The organism is Enterobacter cloacae complex sp. HYC042_NIDB, from assembly GCF_056673315.1.
In genome coordinates this window covers 266,348-283,723 of record NZ_CP109650.1, presented here as the reverse complement: position 1 = coordinate 283,723, position 17,376 = coordinate 266,348, and the positions used below count along the sequence as shown (strand labels likewise).

The following is a 17,376-nucleotide window of genomic DNA, read 5'->3' as shown; positions in this document are numbered from 1 at the left end:
CGATGAAAGGCCGCCTGCTGGATGCTATCCCGCTCAACAGCCTGACGGGCGTGGGCGCGGCGCAAAGCAATAAGCTGGCAAAAATTGGCCTGCACACCGTGCAGGATCTCCTGCTTCACCTCCCCCTGCGTTACGAAGACCGCACTCAGCTCTACAAGATTGGCGATCTGCTTCCCGCCATTTACGCCACCGTTGAAGGCGAAGTCCTGAACTGCAATATCACGTTCGGCGGACGCCGGATGATGACCTGTCAGATCAGCGACGGCACCGGCATCCTCACCATGCGTTTCTTCAACTTCAGCGCGGCGATGAAGAACAGCCTGGCGACCGGCCGTAGGGTGCTGGCCTATGGCGAAGCTAAACGCGGGAAATACGGCGCAGAAATGATCCACCCGGAGTACCGCGTACAGGGCGATCTCAGCACGCCGGAACTGCAGGAGACGCTCACCCCGGTTTACCCGACGACCGAAGGCGTTAAGCAGGCGACGCTGCGTAAGCTCACCGATCAGGCGCTGGAACTGCTGGATACCTGCGCCATTACCGAACTGCTGCCGCCAGAACTGGCTCAGGGGATGATGAGCCTGCCCGAGGCGCTGCGCACCCTGCACCGCCCGCCGCCAACGCTGCAGCTCAGCGATTTAGAAAGCGGTAAACACCCCGCTCAACGGCGTCTTATCCTTGAGGAATTACTGGCGCATAACCTGAGCATGCTGGCGTTGCGCGCCGGCGCGCAGCGTTTCCACGCTCAGCCGTTAAGCCCGAATGATGTGCTCAAAGATAAGCTGCTGGCCTCGCTGCCCTTTAAGCCCACCGGCGCGCAGGCGCGCGTCACCGCCGAGATTGAGCGCGATATGGCGCTCGACGTGCCGATGATGCGCCTGGTGCAGGGCGACGTAGGTTCAGGTAAAACGCTGGTTGCCGCCCTGGCCGCGTTACGCGCCATCGCCCACGGCAAACAGGTCGCCCTGATGGCACCGACAGAGCTGCTGGCCGAGCAGCACGCCAATAATTTCCGCGCCTGGTTCGCACCGCTCGGGATTGAGGTGGGCTGGCTCGCCGGAAAGCAAAAAGGCAAAGCGCGTCTTGCGCAGCAGGAATCCATCGCCAGCGGCCAGGTGCAGATGATTGTCGGCACACACGCTATCTTTCAGGAGCAGGTGCAGTTTAACGGCCTCGCGCTGGTGATTATCGACGAGCAGCACCGCTTCGGCGTGCATCAGCGTCTGGCGCTGTGGGAAAAAGGGCTGCAGCAGGGCTTCCACCCGCACCAGCTGATCATGACCGCCACGCCGATCCCGCGTACCCTGGCGATGACCGCCTACGCCGATCTGGATACCTCTACCATCGACGAACTGCCGCCGGGCCGAACGCCGGTGACGACGGTCGCCATACCGGATACGCGCCGCAGCGACATCATTGACCGCGTGCGCAACGCCTGCACCCATGAAGGGCGACAGGCCTACTGGGTCTGTACCCTGATTGAAGAGTCTGAACTGCTGGAGGCCCAGGCCGCCGAAGCGACGTGGGAAGAGCTCAAGCTGGCACTGCCCGAGCTGAACGTTGGCCTGGTTCACGGACGCATGAAGCCAGCCGAAAAGCAGGCGGTGATGCAGTCGTTTAAGCAGGGTGAACTGCATTTACTGGTCGCCACGACGGTCATTGAAGTGGGGGTGGACGTCCCGAACTCCAGCCTGATGATTATCGAAAACCCGGAACGTCTGGGGCTTGCCCAGCTCCACCAGCTGCGTGGGCGCGTTGGCCGCGGCGCGGTAGCGTCTCACTGCGTGCTGCTTTACAAAGCACCGCTTTCAAAAACCGCCCAGATGCGACTGCAGGTGCTGCGCGACAGCAACGACGGTTTTGTGATTGCGCAAAAAGATCTGGAGATACGCGGCCCGGGCGAACTACTGGGCACGCGCCAGACGGGAAATGCTGAATTCAAAGTGGCGGATTTACTGCGCGATCAGGCCATGATCCCGGAAGTTCAGCGCCTTGCGCGCCATATTCATGAACGCTACCCCGAACAGGCGGCAGCGTTAATTGAACGCTGGATGCCGGAAACCGAACGGTATTCCAACGCCTGATCTCAGGCAAATATCGGCAGCATCAGGTACAGCTTGATCACCAGCGCGTTGACGATATCAATGAAGAATGCGCCGACCATCGGGACCACCAGAAACGCCATATGCGATGGCCCGAACCGTTCGGTGATCGCCTGCATGTTGGCGATAGCCGTTGGGGTAGCCCCCAGACCAAACCCGCAGTGACCGGCCGCCAGCACCGCCGCATCATAGTTTTTCCCCATCATGCGCCAGGTCACGAACATGGCATACAGCGCCATAAACAGCGCCTGCACCGCCAGAATCGCCACCATCGGCAGCGCCAGCGAGGCCAGCTCCCACAGCTTAAGGCTCATCAGCGCCATCGCCAGGAACAGCGACAGACAGACGTTGCCAAGCACCGATACCGCACGTTCAAACACGCGATAGAAGCCCATCAGCGCCAGACCGTTGCTCAGGATCACCCCGATAAACAGCACGCAGACAAAGGTCGGCAGTTCAAACGCGGTACCCGCCAGCCATTGCGCAACCACTTTGCCCACGGTCAGGCAGATGGCAATCATCGCGATGGTTTCAATCATCACCAGCGAGGTGATGCTGCGGCCAACGTCCGGTTTTTCAAACGCGGTCGGCACCATTTCATCGTCCGGTCTGCCATTCGGCGTGGTGGAGTGCTTCACCAGATAACGCGCTACCGGGCCGCCAATCAGGCCACCCAGTACCAGGCCAAAGGTCGCGCAGGCCATCGCCACTTCCGTCGCGTTTTCAAAACCGTAGCGTTCGATGAACAGCTTGCTCCACGCCGCGCCGGTGCCGTGACCGCCCGAAAGGGTAATCGACCCCGCCAGCAGCCCCATCAGCGGATCCAGCCCCAGCAGCGTTGCCATACCGATGCCAATGGCGTTCTGCATCAGCAGCAGCCCCACCACCACAATCAGGAATACGCCGAGCACCTTACCGCCCGAGCGCAGGCTCGCCAGGTTGGCGTTCAGGCCGATAGTGGCAAAGAAAGCCAGCATCAGCGGGTCTTTCAGGGACATATCAAAATCAATTTCCCAGCCCATGCTTTTTTTCAGTATCAGCAAGGCCAGCGCCACCAGCAGACCGCCGGCGACAGGTTCAGGAATAGTGTATTTTTTCAGAAAGGAAACGCTGTGGACCAGCTTGCGACCAAGCAGAAGAACCAGCGTTGCGGCAACAAGGGTCGACAACGTATCGAGATGAATCATAAAAGGCTCCTGTTATGCGCGTATTCCATACACACGCGGCGTTATCCTGGGCCGGTTTGCGCTCGTCATGAGCCCCCGGCGCAAAAAGTGTAATTTTTTTTTCCGATAGGTTGTAAAAAACCTGCTCACAGCGGCAGATTTTCTTCCTTTTTTTTGCTGGCAATCGTTTGCTTTTACCAGGTGGTCAGATAAAATGCCCGCTTTTCCACCGTGGGATTGTCGCCGATGTCCGTTAACACCATAGAATCGCCAGATGCGCAACCGATTGCGCAGAAGCAAAATAGCGAACTGATTTACCGCCTTGAAGACCGACCGCCGCTGCCGCAGACGATTTTTGCCGCCTGCCAGCATCTTCTGGCGATGTTTGTTGCGGTGATCACCCCGGCGCTGCTGATTTGCCAGGCACTCGGTTTACCGGCGCAGGACACGCAGCACATTATCAGTATGTCTCTGTTCGCCTCCGGCGTGGCCTCCATTATTCAAATTAAAGCCTGGGGTCCGGTGGGGTCTGGGCTACTGTCGATTCAGGGCACCAGCTTTAACTTCGTGGCGCCGCTGATCATGGGCGGTACGGCGCTGAAAACCGGCGGTGCGGATGTTCCGACCATGATGGCGGCGCTGTTCGGCACCCTGATGCTTGCAAGCTGCACGGAGATGGTCATCTCCCGCGTTCTGCACCTGGCTCGCCGTGTGATCACCCCGCTGGTTTCCGGCGTGGTGGTGATGATTATCGGCCTGTCGCTGATTCAGGTGGGCCTCACCTCCATCGGCGGCGGCTACGCGGCAATGAGCGACCACACCTTCGGCGCGCCGAAAAACCTGCTGCTGGCGGGCGTGGTGCTGGCGATCATTATTTTGCTTAACCGTCAGCGTAACCCTTACCTGCGCGTGGCCTCGCTGGTGATCGCCATGGCGGCGGGCTATCTGCTGGCGTGGGCGCTGGGGATGCTGCCGGAGAACACCGCGCCGACCAACAACGCGCTGATCACCGTCCCAACGCCGCTTTATTACGGCCTGGGCATAGACTGGGGTCTGCTCCTGCCGCTGATGCTGGTCTTTATGATTACTTCTCTGGAGACCATCGGTGATATCACCGCTACCTCCGACGTCTCTGAGCAGCCGGTTTCCGGCCCGCTGTACATGAAGCGTCTGAAAGGCGGCGTGCTGGCGAACGGCCTGAACTCGTTTGTCTCTGCGGTATTCAACACCTTCCCGAACTCCTGCTTCGGCCAGAACAACGGTGTGATCCAGCTGACCGGCGTGGCCAGCCGCTACGTTGGTTTCGTGGTGGCGCTGATGCTGATCGTCCTCGGCCTGTTCCCGGCGGTGAGCGGCTTTGTGCAGCACATTCCTGAGCCGGTGCTGGGCGGCGCAACGCTGGTGATGTTTGGGACTATCGCGGCCTCCGGCGTGCGTATCGTCTCCCGCGAGCCGCTGAACCGTCGCGCGATCATGATTATCGCGCTGTCGCTGGCCGTTGGTCTGGGTGTTTCCCAGCAGCCGCTGATCCTGCAGTTTGCGCCGGACTGGGTTAAAAACCTGCTCTCTTCCGGCATTGCCGCGGGCGGTATCACCGCTATCGTGCTGAACCTCGTTTTCCCGCCTGAGAAGAACTGATCTCCCTCACGGCAGGCGGTCAATGCCTGCCGTGACATCTAATTACACCATTCCCGCCTTGAGCATTGCGCATAAATCGTGCATAACTCCCTTATGTTCGTTTCGCGGGATGGAAGACCATGAAATTTATTGGAAAGCTACTCGTCTATCTTCTGGTAGCCCTGCTTATTGTGCTGCTGGCGCTCTATATTTTGCTCCAGACCCGTTGGGGCGCGGCGCAGGTCAGCAGCTGGATTACGGTGAATACCGACTACGAACTCAGTTTCGACAAGATGAATCACCGCTTTTCATCGCCTTCCCACCTCATTCTGGAAAATGTCACCTTTGGGCGGGACGGTAAACCCGCCACATTAGTTGCCAAAAAAGTCGATATTGGCCTGAGCAGCCGTCAGATCACTGCTCCGCTGCACATGGGCACTATCACCCTGTTCGACGGCACGCTGAATCTCTCGCCTCAAACAGCGCCGCTGCCCTTCCAGGCCGATCGTCTGCAGCTGAACAACATGGCCTTTAACAGCCCGAATACTGAATGGGATCTGAGCGCACAGAAGGTCACGGGCGGCGTCAGCCCATGGCAGCCAGAAGCCGGGAACGTGCTGGGTAAAAACGCGAAGATCCAGATGAGCGCCGGCTCGCTGACCCTGAACGGCGTACCAGCCACCAACGTGCTAATCGACGGCCAGTTGAACGGCAAGGAGGTGGTGCTGAACACCATTGGTGCCGATATGGCCCGTGGCTCGCTCACCGGCTCCGCCCTGCGTAACGCTGACGGAAGCTGGATAATCGACACCATGCGCCTGAACGAGATCCGCCTGCAGAGCGACAAAACGCTGAAAGCATTCTTCGCGCCGCTGGCTACCATCCCTTCCCTGCAAATTGGCCGTCTGGAGGTCACCGATGCCCGCCTGCAGGGCCCGGACTGGGCGGTGACCGATCTCGACTTAAGCCTGCGCAACCTGACTCTCAGCAAAGGCGACTGGCAGAGCCAGGAAGGTCGCCTGTCCATGAACGCCAGCGAGTTTATCTTCGGCTCGCTGCATCTGTTTGACCCGATCCTGAATGCGGAGTTTTCCCCGCAGGGCATAGCGCTGCGTCAGTTCACCTCCCGCTGGGAAGGCGGTATGGTGCGCACGTCCGGCAACTGGCTGCGCGACGGTAAAGCGCTGGTTCTGGACGATGTTGCCATCGCCGGGCTGGAGTACACCCTTCCTGAAAACTGGAAAACGCTGTGGATGGAGCCGCTGCCGGAATGGCTGAACAGCGTCACGCTGCAAAAATTCGGCCTGAGCCGCAACCTGGTGATCGACATCGATCCCGCCTTCCCGTGGCAGATCACCTCCCTGGACGGCTACGGCGCAAACCTGCAGCTGGCGAAAGATCGCCAGTGGGGCGTCTGGGGCGGCAGCGCAACATTAAACGGCGCGGCGGCGACCTTTAACCGCGTCGACGTGCGCCGTCCGTCGCTGGCGCTGAATGCCAACGCCGCCACGGTGAACATTAGCGACCTGAGCGCCTTTACAGAGAAAGGGATCCTGGAAGCGACCGCCACCGTGTCACAGCTGCCACAGCGGCAAACCACCGTGAGCCTGAACGGGCGCGGCGTACCGCTCAACGTGCTGCAGCAGTGGGGCTGGCCTGCGTTACCGATTACGGGCGACGGCAATATTCAGGTGACCGCCAGCGGCAGCGTGCAGGCCGGTGCGCCGCTGAAGCCAACGGTAAATGGGAAGCTGAACGCGGTGAATATGGATAAGCAGCAGGTAGAGCAGACGATGACGGGCGGCGTGGTTGCAACGCCTGTGCAATAAAGTTTTTGATGTTTGTTCCCTCTCCCTTTGGGCTGAGGGATCCCCAGTAATATGGTCATGCCTCCATGACCATATTACTGTACTCTTTTCCCAGCTTTTTCATCTCGTTACCTATATTCAGCCGCCTCACTTTTCCAGGTTCATGCCGGAGCACTTCTTCTGCCAGACTCAGGTAAGACAGCACCCGCCTGTGCCTGATACTGCTTGCCTGATAATGCCAGTGTAAACACTGCCTTTCTGCCCTGTAACCTGCCAGCCACATCACCAGACTTGCCATCGCCGCGACCATATTCAGCACTTCCAGTCGCCCTTTTCCCTGGCTCCGGCTCAGCCTCAGACCGAACCCGAAGCGTGGGCTTTTGTCGTCCCGGAAGTTTTGTTCTATCTGCATTCGTCGGCTGTACAGGGCCATTATCTGGTGCGGTTCCAGCCCTTCTGCATTACTGAACAGCAGCCAGGGCTCCCGCGCACTGCTGCGGTGTTCCCGCTGTGTTTTTGGCATGCCTCCCTTTCCGCGACGCCCTGCCTCCGGGCGTTTGTGCAGATAAAACCGGCCGTAACAGGGGATACGGTGTTTACGGGACAGGACACCGTAACCCACGCAGACCGGTTGCCCGGTAGCCTCAAGCTCGCTGATTTTCATCCACTTTTTATCTCCGTCCAGCCGGAAGCTGATACAGCCCCTGACTCTGCCAGTGAAGCTCCAGCCCAGCTGACTTACATGCCGGAACCAGTCTGTCCGAAAGCCGGCATCCGTAAGGATGGTAATGGCTTTATCTTTCGGGATGGCAGCATGCAGGCGGTCAAGGAAGCGGCACTGGACATCACTGTTCTGCGCCAGCTCTGCGGGGACAACCTCACTCATAAGCGGAAGTGAACGACCATTACAGACCAGGCTTGCCCGCAGAAGATGCCAGTTCCTGTCATGCCAGCCGGTCCAGTCGACAGCGATAACGCAGAAGGGCATCAGGGAGGTGATGGTATGTGTGAGCAGGTGCTGAATGCGGGGAATATCACGGTGAAGGGCGGCATTACCCAGGGCACGGTCAACACGTTTAATTTTATTTTTGACGTGCGCCCTGCCGGGAAGGGTTCGCCCCAGGCTGGTCAGGGTCAGGGATGCGCCGTGGGTGAGCGCGACGGCCATGGAAACAAGGACATTAACCCGGAAGCTGTGAATGTCAGATAAAGACGCGGAGAAAAATTTCTGGCAGACTGTCTGTAAAGGCACGATGAGGTCTCTTCTGATTTGTTAGCGCAACCAGTAGATCACACTTCATCGTGCTTTTCATTTTTCTGGGGAACCCTCAGCCCTTTGGGAGAGGGTCAGGGTGAGGACATCAGAGCGCAGAATTACCGTAGGCCCGGTAAGCGAAGCGCCACCGGGCATTTTCCACCTCAGAGCTGAACCACCACCTCATCCCCCTCCGCTTTCACCACCACACCCCACTCGCTGCCCGCGTGCGAGCCGCCTTTCACGCCACTCACCTTCTGCACGTTGCGCAAGCACACCGACCAGTTTTTCGCGTCACCCGCGCCGGTAAAGGTCACAATGTCGCCCCGACGTGACGCCTTCAGCGTAAACGCCACGGAACCTTCCGCCGCAGGCACTTCGCTCACCGCCGCTGCGCCATCCTCCAGGTTAAACAGCTGGAAGGCCGTCCCCTCGTTCCACGCGTAGTCCGGCTTCTGGTTATTGTTGCCCAGCGCCAGCAGCGTGTTGTCGCGCACGTAGACCGGCAGACTCATAAAATCGTGCTGCTGCTTATGCCAGCGGCTGCCATGGATTTCGTCGTTGTGCCACAGGTGCGTCCAGCGGCCTTCCGGCAGGTAGAACTGCACGTCCCCCGCCTCGGAGAACACCGGAGCGACCATCAGGGCATCCCCCAGCATGTATTGACGGTCGAGGTAATCACACGCCGGATCGTCCGGGAACTCCAGCATCATCGCGCGCAGCATCGGCGTGCCGAACTCGCGGGCCAGCGTCGCCTGACGGTACAGGTACGGCATCAGCTGACACTTCAGCTGCGTGAAGTGGCGCACCACGTCGCAGGACTCGTCATCGTACGCCCACGGCACGCGGTAGGATTTGCTGCCGTGCAGACGGCTGTGGCTGGAGAACAGCCCGAACGCGCACCAGCGTTTATAGACGTGCGCCGGAGCGGTGTTTTCGAACCCGCCGATATCGTGGCTCCAGAACCCGAAGCCGGACAGGCCAATCGACAGCCCACCGCGCAGGCTTTCCGCCATCGACTCGTAGTTGGCGTAGCAGTCGCCGCCCCAGTGTACCGGGAACTGTTGCGCCCCGACGGACGCCGAGCGGGCAAACAGCACCGCCTCCTCTTCGCCGACGGTCTCATTCAGCACGTTCCACACCAGTTCGTTATAAATGTAGGCGTAGTGGTTGTGCATCTTCTGCGGATCGGCCCCGTCGAACCACTGCACGTCCGTCGGGATACGCTCGCCGAAGTCGGTCTTGAAGCAGTCAACGCCGATATCCACCAGGCCTTTCAGCTTGTCGGCATACCACCGGCACGCGTCCGGATTGGTGAAGTCGTAAATCGCCAGCCCCGGCTGCCATTTGTCCCACTGCCACAGGGAGCCGTCCGGACGCTTGAGCAGATAGCCCTTCTCTTTCAGCTCGCGGAAAATCGGGGATTTCTGGCCGATATACGGGTTGATCCACACGCAGACCTTCAGCCCTTTCTCTTTCAGGCGGCGGATCATCCCTTCCGGATCCGGGAAGGTCACCGGGTCCCACTCGAAGTCGCACCACTGGAAGGCCTTCATCCAGAAGCAGTCGAAGTGGAACACGTGCAGCGGCAGGTCGCGCTCGGCCATGCCGTCGATAAAGCTGTTCACCGTCGCTTCATCGTAGTTGGTGGTGAACGACGTGGTCAGCCACAGGCCGAACGACCACGCAGGCGGCAGCGCCGGACGCCCGGTGAACTGCGTATAGCGGTTCAGCACCTCTTTTGGCGTCGGGCCGTCGATCACGAAATACTCGAGATATTCCCCTTCCACGCTGAACTGCACTTTAGAGACCTTCTCGGAGCCGACTTCAAACGAGACGTTTTCCGGGTGATTCACCAGCACGCCGTAGCCGCGGTTGGTCAGGTAGAACGGGATATTTTTGTAGGACTGCTCGGTGCTGGTGCCGCCGTCGCGGTTCCAGGTTTCGACCGTCTGCCCGTTGCGCACCAGCGCGGTAAAGCGCTCGCCCAGGCCGTAGACTGTTTCCCCCACGCCCAGATCCAGACGCTCAAAAACGTAATTACGGTGGGTATTGCTGTCCTGCACGTAGCCGTTGTTTTTCAGCTGGCTGCCGGTAATGCGCTGGCCGTTGCGCAGGAAATCCAGCGCCCAGAACTCGCCTTTGGTGACGCGCACGCTGACGCTGCCGCTTTTCAGCTCGGCAAATTCGGCGTTGTTTTCAATCTCGACCTTCACGTCTTTCAGAACGTTCAGCGGATAGTGCGGGCCGTTGTTCAGCGCGCCCTGGAAGTGCTCGATGCGCACCCCGACAATCCCTTCCTGTGGAGCAAACAGGCGCACCGTGAACATCAACGTGTCGAGCTGCCAGGTGCGCTCACGCACGTCGCGCGGCGCAACATACACCACCAGGTCATTGCCCTGCTGCTCCACGTCGAACACCTGAACCGGACAGGTCACGTTCAGGCCCGGTTGAATAAGCCAGTTTCCATCACTGATTTTCATGCTTTCATCCTCTTAGTTCTGCAATTCTTTACTGACCGGCAGGTTTTCAAAATCCTGCTGATTGCGGCGCGCGCCCTGCGCCAGCTCACCCAGAATTTTGGTCAGGAAGGGGGTTTTCAGCGTGTAGTAGCGTTTGGCGATAATGGCGCTCAGCACGTAGCAGATCGCCGGCGCCAGCGTAAACAGGCCGATAATGATACTGATGGTCGCGCTGTTCTGGGTTTTGGCCGCCGCGTCGTAGCCGCCGCCTGCCAGCATCCAGCCGATCATCGCCCCGCCCAGCGCCAGGCCGAGCTTCAGCACGAACAGCGTGCCCGCAAAGCTGATGCCGGTCAGGCGTTTGCCGTTGGTCCATTCGCCGTAGTCGACGGTATCGGACATCATTACCCACTGGATTGGCGTCACCAGCTGGTGCAGCACGCCGATAACGAAGATAAAGACGAACATCAGCACGGTGGCGTGCATCGGGACGAAGAACATCGCCACGCTGACCACCGCCAGCGCGGCGTTGGTCCACCAGAAAATGCTGACCTTGCACTTCCAGTCGGTGAGCGGTTTCGCCAGCGCGGAGCCGATCAGATTGCCGACGCAGTAGGTGGTGAGGAATGCGACGAACACCTCCGGCGATCCCATGATCCAGGTGCAGTAGTACATCATCGCCCCGCCGCGTACGCAGACGGCGAGAATGTTGAGGATGGTGAGCACGCCGACAATGCGCCACTGGTCGTTTTGCCAGATATCGCGCAGGTCTTCCCGCATGGAGGTGGTGCTCGGCGGCACCTGGATGCGCTCTTTGGTGGTGAAGAAGCAGAATGCCAGCATCAGGAACGCGACCACCGACAGCACGGCGATCCCGCCCTGGAAGCCGAACGCCTTATCTTCGCCCCCAATCAGCTTCACCAGCGGCATCATCAGCACCGTGGAGAGCATGCCACCCGCCGTCGCCAGCACGAAGCGCCAGGACTGAAGGGAGATACGCTGCGTCGGGTCGCTGGTGATTACCCCGCCCAGCGCACAGTACGGAATGTTGACCACGGTATAGAGCAGGGTCAGCAGGGTGTAAGTCACGGCGGCATAAACCATTTTGCCGTTGAGACTGAGGTCCGGTGTGGTGTAGGCCAGCACGCAGACGATGCCGAACGGGATGGCGCCGAACAAAATCCACGGGCGGAACTTGCCCCAGCGACTGCGGGTGCGGTCGGCAATCAGCCCCATGCACGGGTCAGAGATCGCATCCAGCGCGCGGGCCAGCAGGAACATGGTGCCGACAAACCCAGCGGGAATGCCGAAAATATCGGTGTAGAAAAACATCATATAAAGCATGACGTTATCAAAAATGATGTGGCTGGCGGCGTCACCCATGCCATAGCCAATCTTCTCTTTTACTGACAATACTTCGCTCATCTTTTTTATCCTTCACGCTGTAGGGGGCGCTGAGACCGGTTGCATTGGTTTTAAACCATTGTTTCAACGGCGGGTATTGCGTTTTCTGGTTAGCAGATTACGTTTCTTGTTTTTTGTGATCGCGATAAATGTTGGAGAGCACAAAAGGCTAACCTGAGGATTTTCTTAGGAATTAGCTGAAACAGGGGGGTACAGGTCAAAAGAGAGGTGAAAAAAGTGGTGTGGGGTATGTGGTAAATGCCTGAAAGTAGCTATAATGCGCCCCGCCTCCATGTAGCAATGCAGGCGCGGAAGATCGTCATCTCCGGTGAGGTGGCTGGATTTCAAATCCAGTTGGGGGCGCCAGCGTTCCCGGGCAGGTTCGACTCCTGTGATCTTCCGCCAAAATGATTTTTAATCATTCCCGCCCTTTGCAAGATTCCGAAGCTAAGATTGTAACCAGTATTGTCAACACGTCCTATTAATTATCCAAAATGTTACGTTCGAGTTTTAATAGTTATTAAAAGGGTTTACATCTTGAGCAACTTAGTGCCATGATGTTTTATCATAAAGGCTGGTAATTTAAGTACATTCATAACATTCCATACATATGGAGTTGAAAATGCAAGAATTAGATGTTTTCACAGAACAAGCAGAATATATTCCTAAAGATTCATTTGAAAAATGGACAACTACTCATATCGATGAAGATATGATTATTAAAAAATTAAGTCACGGAGGCGCAAAATTAATCGTTGGTCCCAGGGGCTGTGGTAAAACAACTCTTATGCTAAAAACTTACTTTATAGCTTTAAAAAGTAAAAACACTTTAGGAGTATATGTTAATTACAAATCGTCCTTAAAATTAGAACCTCTTTATAAAAATGATAGTAGTGCGCAGTATTGGTTTAACCAATGGATGTTGTATAAAATTGCAGAAGGAATATTAACGGCAGTAACAGCCATCAAACAAGAAAAGAAAATAGATAATTTTTATAATAAATCAGATATTATCAGAAACTTAAGCATGCTCGAAATGGGAAGGGTTGATAAATTAAATGATGATGACATGCTTACAGTTGAAAGTGTTGTTGAAAAAATAGAACAATGTTTAGTTGCATTAAAGAAAATACGCTGCGTACTTTTATTAGATGATGCAGCGCATGCTTTTTCCAGCCAACAACAACAGGATTTTTTTGAGCTATTTAGACAAATAAGAAGGAAAAACATTTCACCAAAGGCTGCAGTTTATCCTGGAGTAACTAATTACTCTTCAACATTTCATATTGGACATGATGCTGAAGAAATTGATGTATGGATGAAACCAAATGCTGATAAATATATAGACTTCATGCATTCAATACTAAAAAATAGATTCAATGAAGAGTTTTATAGCAAACTTTCTGCAGATATGAATCTTATTAATCTTCTTTGCTATTCATCATATGGCATTCCAAGAACGCTTTTAAATGTAATTTCTAAATTTTGTATTGAACAAAAAAATGGCACTGATGAATTAGATATTACAAACTTCACCGTTCAGAAAGTTGTCAAGGAAATAAAAGAAGCATTTAAGTCGACGTATAATATATATGAATCCTTAAAATTCAAACTTCCGATGTATTCTAGCTTCATAGATTTAGGTGATAGAGTTTATGAGAAAATGCTTGTTATATTAAAAGAATATAATAAGAATTTCAGCAATGACCCAATGAAGCAGAGTTCTATCATTGCAATAAAAAAACCTATCGCTTCAGAATTGGAGAAGATTTTTGGCTTTTTCCAATATGCAGGATTAATATCTTTAGTCAGCCAGAGTAATAGGGGGGATAAAGGTGTCTATCAATTATATGAATTACATTGCTCTGCAATTATTGATAGAAATGTTTTTTTCAGCAAAAGATCTATAAATAAAGAAAATTACTGTGAAGCATTTTCCTCCAGAGATGCCAGAACATATCCTCGCCATACTGTAGAATCTATTCTTGGCGATATAGATATATTAAAATCAGTCAGTCTTTCACTACCCCCTTGTAGTATTTGTAAAACGCCAAGGGTATCAGAGAATGCTAAATTCTGTTCCAATTGTGGCGCGGTCCTAAAAGAAGCGTCTGTATTTGAGAATATAATAAATCAAGATATAAATGTTCTTCCAATTACCAAAGCCAGAGCCGAAAATATTAAGCGATATAGCAATATTCGCACTGTCAAAGATATTCTGATGGATCATGACAATAGTGAATTGCAAAGCGTGGCAATGATTGGGCCTCACTGGTGTCAACGTATAAAATCTTATGCTGAAGAGGTTATTGCGTAATGACTATTAATAACTGGAGACGCTCAGTTAATCAAACAACGGGAACGCATACTTCCACTTTACTTTCCACTTGTATTAATAGCAAAGTGAAACCTTACCCAGCTCCAATAGATGTGTTCTACACTGAAACAAAAGACATTATTTCAAAATTCGCACCGCAAGATTTCTTAACATGTGATTGGTTAGGTTCTTATCTAAGTCTAGGTATATTCTCATCAACCGAGAATTACTTTAGAGAAATATTCTCAGAAATAATAAGTATTTGCCCATGCGCTCAAAAAACATCTGCCAGTTCACCTATAAATCTTGGCTCTGTAATTTGGCACCCTGTAGGGGATATAGCTCGAGGTGCCTTCGAACATTTATCATTTGCTGATTCTGATATGATTTTTAAATCTGCAAGAAATTACATTGGAATTGAATTAAAAATCCCACAATTTGTAAAAATATTCGAAGAATTTGATAAAATATGTGAACTAAGGCATGGGATCGTTCATTCAAGTAGAATAATTGCAGGTAAAAACGCAATAAAACTAGGGTTAAATAGTTCAAAAGATAAGAGCTATATAACCATTGGATATTCAGAACTACAGGATATAATGGCTGTATGTAATAATTTAGTTACTACAATAAATACCTTTTTATTCGAAAAAATAAGCCATCGCTGGGCAATTGATTGGAGAACATTTCCTTCATGGAGTATTACTGATGAACACATTAACTTTAAAAAGATATGGACAATATTTTACTCCTCCATCGATTCTGGGCATGGCACTATACCTTCAAAATTAACACTTATGAAATGTAAAAATATGATTAAATCTGAATACGGTTTAGCTTGAAAATATTATTAACCATTCGGTTTAATTCCTCTTTTAAGCAATTCTTCCCTCGCCAGTTCCTTCAACCAACTGGCGAGACTCACCCCTTCCTCAGCCGCCACAGCATCCAATTGCTCCTTCAACGCCGGATCAATACGCATCTTAAACTGCGGAGATTGCCCACCGCCTTTTGGTTTTTTTTCGCGCGATATGATTGACATGAGGCTACCTATCTATTTAATCTTAACCATATAGGAGGCCACCTAACACCCCCCTGTATTAACAACGCCCCGATGTGCGGGAACACAAACGGAGCGTCTAACCTCACCAACTATCAAGGAGTTGATTATGGCTGATTCGCATTCTACCCCAGACACCGACCAATTCGGAACCGAGCGTTCGTTAATTGTGGGATACCGCCCGAATGTTTTCGACAAATCCACGCCGAAAATGTGGCTACGCGCCGCGGGTTTTGATACCGGGCAGCAGGTCACGATAAAAGTCATGAAAGGATGTATCGTTCTGGTGGCGTATAACGAGCAGGAGCAGAGGTTGCAGGATGATTATAAACGGACGAAAGCAAAGCTTATTGAGATAGAGGATGCGCTTGCAGCGATCCAAATTCCACATGCTGGAAAGCGCCTCGCAAAATCAAATACAAACCACCTGGCTTAGCGGCTATTTCTGGCATACTACGAGCTTACCGGCATCAACCTTATGACTCGGAGGCAGCATGACATATGAAAAATTAATGAATTCACCAGCCGGTGAGTTCGTCATGTTTGCCAGCAAGGATGGAAAAGTTCGCATTGAATGCCGCTTCGAAAGCGATACGTTGTGGCTCTCACAGGCCACGATCTGTGAGTTATACGGCAAAGCCAAAGCTACGATCAGCGGGCATATCAAGAATATTTTTGATGAGGGTGAGCTGGTCGAAAATTCAGTTGTTCGGTTTTACCGAACAACTGCCAGCGATGGTAAAGTATATAACGTTCAATACTTTAGCCTGCCCGTCATTCTTGCCATCGGCTATCGCGTTCGCTCCGCACGAGGTACACAGTTCCGCCAGTGGGCCACCCAAACGCTGCAGGAATATCTGGTTAAAGGCTTCGTTATGGACGACGAGCGTCTGAAAAACCCACCTGTGGGTTCATCCGCCGTGCCTGACTATTTCGATGAAATGCTGGAACGCATTCGCGACATACGGGCCAGTGAACGCCGGGTCTATCTTCGCGTGAGGGAGATTTTTGCGCTAGCCGCTGACTATCAGCCATCACTCAAAGAAACCACGCAATTCTTCCAGACAATCCAAAATAAACTGCATTTTGCCTGCACGGGTCTTACCGCTGCTGAGTTGATTCACCAACGTGCGGACGCCACTCAACCGCATATGGGGTTGACCAGCTATAAGGGCGAAGAAGTCCGTAAAAGCGATGTCACCACGGCAAAAAATTATCTGTCTCAGGATGAGGTCAGCGAGCTTAATCGCGTCGTTAATATGTGGCTCGATTTTGCCGAAGATCAGGCCAAACGTCGCAAGCAGGTATTTTTACGAGACTGGCAAACCAAACTCGATCAGTTCCTGAAATTTAATGACCGGGACGTTTTAGAAGGAGCTGGCAAAATCAGTAAGAAAGCAGCTGATGAGAAGGCGTGCTCAGATTACATTGAGTTTGAAAAAAAGCAGCGCCTGCTGAAAGAAGCCGAAGGTGAGAAAGATATCGTCGGCTTATTAAAATGGGATAAACAGGCTAAGCGCTAATCCCGGTATCTCTGCTCAGCTTCATATGCAACAACGGAAACGGATTCCCCTGCCCGTCCAGTTCCGAGCGTCCGACCTGCTCAAACCCCATATGGCGATAAAACGCGACGCCCTGCGGGTTCTGTTCATTCACATCCACCTCGTTCGCACCGAACTCTGCAATAGCGTATTGCAGCAGTAGTTTCCCGACGCCCTTCCCTCGGCTCGCGTCATCCACAAAAAGCATTTCAATGCGGTTTTCATCCACGCCCAAAAAGCCGTGAAGAACGCCTGTGTCATCGCGAGCAATCACGACCTTGAGGTTAGGCAGATAGGCGTTAAGCAATAACGGGCGCAGCGCCGCAATATCGCTTTCTTGTAAAAAGTGATGGGTGGCGCGAACGGAAGATTCCCAGATCGCAACCAGACGTTCAAAGTGTCTTGGGAGTGCGGTTTCTATTTTCATGGGGAGATCATGATTAGAAAACCGAACTATTTCAATCCACTCTTTGCGATCTGTTCCCCATCACCCCATCCTTCGGTACCACCACGGTGACGTTTTCCATCGGCACGCCTGCCGCAAGGTGAATATCCTGTAGCTGCTGTGACGCTCCCCGCAGGGATGGCAGCTCCGCTCGCCGGTTCATGTCGTCTTTCTCCGTTGGGCTTTTAACGGAAGTCTA

The 17,376-nt window shown here is 53.6% G+C and carries 13 protein-coding genes, 1 tRNA gene and 1 pseudogene; 8 read left to right on the top strand and 7 right to left on the bottom strand.

All coding sequences use genetic code 11. From position 1 onward, the window contains the following. The first annotated feature begins 2 nt into the window (after positions 1 to 2). The gene (gene recG / locus OKF39_RS01345; protein ID WP_069733363.1) at positions 3 to 2,084 is read left to right on the top strand and encodes an ATP-dependent DNA helicase RecG; all 2,082 of its coding nucleotides are present in this window, start codon (positions 3 to 5) and stop codon (positions 2,082 to 2,084) included. Between the two features lie 2 nt (positions 2,085 to 2,086). On the opposite strand, the gene gltS is transcribed toward recG, so the two are convergent. Then, positions 2,087 to 3,289 carry a sodium/glutamate symporter gene (gene gltS / locus OKF39_RS01340; RefSeq protein WP_047366905.1) on the bottom strand — a complete coding sequence of 401 codons (1,203 nt, stop codon included), beginning with the start codon at positions 3,287 to 3,289 and terminating at the stop codon, positions 2,087 to 2,089. Between the two features lie 225 nt (positions 3,290 to 3,514). On the opposite strand from gltS, the gene xanP reads away from it, so the two are divergent. Then, on the top strand, positions 3,515 to 4,906 hold the full coding sequence (xanP, locus tag OKF39_RS01335; RefSeq protein WP_232949120.1) for a xanthine/proton symporter XanP: 1,392 nt from the start codon (positions 3,515 to 3,517) through the stop codon (positions 4,904 to 4,906). Positions 4,907 to 5,025: 119 nt separating this feature from the next. Next, on the top strand, positions 5,026 to 6,714 hold the full coding sequence (locus tag OKF39_RS01330) for an AsmA family protein (protein WP_028015006.1): 1,689 nt from the start codon (positions 5,026 to 5,028) through the stop codon (positions 6,712 to 6,714). A gap of 55 nt (positions 6,715 to 6,769) precedes the next feature. Here the strand turns inward: OKF39_RS01330 and OKF39_RS01325 are convergent, their stop codons facing one another. From OKF39_RS01325 to OKF39_RS01315, 3 genes are all read right to left on the bottom strand, one after another. Continuing rightward, positions 6,770 to 7,945, bottom strand: a complete 1,176-nt coding sequence (locus tag OKF39_RS01325) for an IS4 family transposase (protein WP_232929599.1) — start codon at positions 7,943 to 7,945, stop codon at positions 6,770 to 6,772. A gap of 167 nt (positions 7,946 to 8,112) precedes the next feature. Next, on the bottom strand, positions 8,113 to 10,431 hold the full coding sequence (gene yicI / locus OKF39_RS01320; RefSeq protein WP_479983414.1) for an alpha-xylosidase: 2,319 nt from the start codon (positions 10,429 to 10,431) through the stop codon (positions 8,113 to 8,115). A 12-nt stretch (positions 10,432 to 10,443) separates the two neighbouring features. Continuing rightward, positions 10,444 to 11,835 carry a glycoside-pentoside-hexuronide family transporter gene (locus OKF39_RS01315; RefSeq protein WP_150145118.1) on the bottom strand — a complete coding sequence of 464 codons (1,392 nt, stop codon included), beginning with the start codon at positions 11,833 to 11,835 and terminating at the stop codon, positions 10,444 to 10,446. A gap of 289 nt (positions 11,836 to 12,124) precedes the next feature. Between OKF39_RS01315 and OKF39_RS01310 the strand changes: the two genes are divergently transcribed. The 3 genes from OKF39_RS01310 (at position 12,125) to OKF39_RS01300 (ending at position 14,973) form a co-directional block, all read left to right on the top strand. Next, positions 12,125 to 12,219 (top strand) — tRNA-Sec (locus tag OKF39_RS01310). Between the two features lie 217 nt (positions 12,220 to 12,436). Next, on the top strand, positions 12,437 to 14,131 hold the full coding sequence (locus OKF39_RS01305; protein WP_049000298.1) for an ORC-CDC6 family AAA ATPase: 1,695 nt from the start codon (positions 12,437 to 12,439) through the stop codon (positions 14,129 to 14,131). After that, complete coding sequence (locus tag OKF39_RS01300; protein WP_127334657.1) at positions 14,131 to 14,973, top strand: hypothetical protein; 843 nt, start codon at positions 14,131 to 14,133, stop codon at positions 14,971 to 14,973. The genes OKF39_RS01305 and OKF39_RS01300 overlap by 1 nt, the downstream gene beginning before the upstream one ends. A gap of 8 nt (positions 14,974 to 14,981) precedes the next feature. Here the strand turns inward: OKF39_RS01300 and OKF39_RS01295 are convergent, their stop codons facing one another. Then, positions 14,982 to 15,173 carry a toxin-antitoxin system HicB family antitoxin gene (locus tag OKF39_RS01295; protein ID WP_049000296.1) on the bottom strand — a complete coding sequence of 64 codons (192 nt, stop codon included), beginning with the start codon at positions 15,171 to 15,173 and terminating at the stop codon, positions 14,982 to 14,984. A 127-nt stretch (positions 15,174 to 15,300) separates the two neighbouring features. On the opposite strand from OKF39_RS01295, the gene OKF39_RS01290 reads away from it, so the two are divergent. Further along, positions 15,301 to 15,627, top strand: a complete 327-nt coding sequence (locus OKF39_RS01290) for a SymE family type I addiction module toxin (RefSeq protein WP_479983413.1) — start codon at positions 15,301 to 15,303, stop codon at positions 15,625 to 15,627. A gap of 58 nt (positions 15,628 to 15,685) precedes the next feature. Continuing rightward, positions 15,686 to 16,714, top strand: a complete 1,029-nt coding sequence (locus OKF39_RS01285; RefSeq protein ID WP_479983412.1) for a virulence RhuM family protein — start codon at positions 15,686 to 15,688, stop codon at positions 16,712 to 16,714. Here OKF39_RS01285 and OKF39_RS01280 read toward each other — a convergent pair. Then, positions 16,704 to 17,159, bottom strand: coding sequence for an acetyltransferase (locus tag OKF39_RS01280; RefSeq protein ID WP_479983411.1), 456 nt, complete (start codon positions 17,157 to 17,159; stop codon positions 16,704 to 16,706). The genes OKF39_RS01285 and OKF39_RS01280 overlap by 11 nt on opposite strands. Positions 17,160 to 17,190: 31 nt before the next feature. Further along, positions 17,191 to 17,298: pseudogene (locus tag OKF39_RS01275) on the bottom strand (class I SAM-dependent methyltransferase); the annotation flags it as partial. Positions 17,299 to 17,376: the final 78 nt, after the last annotated feature.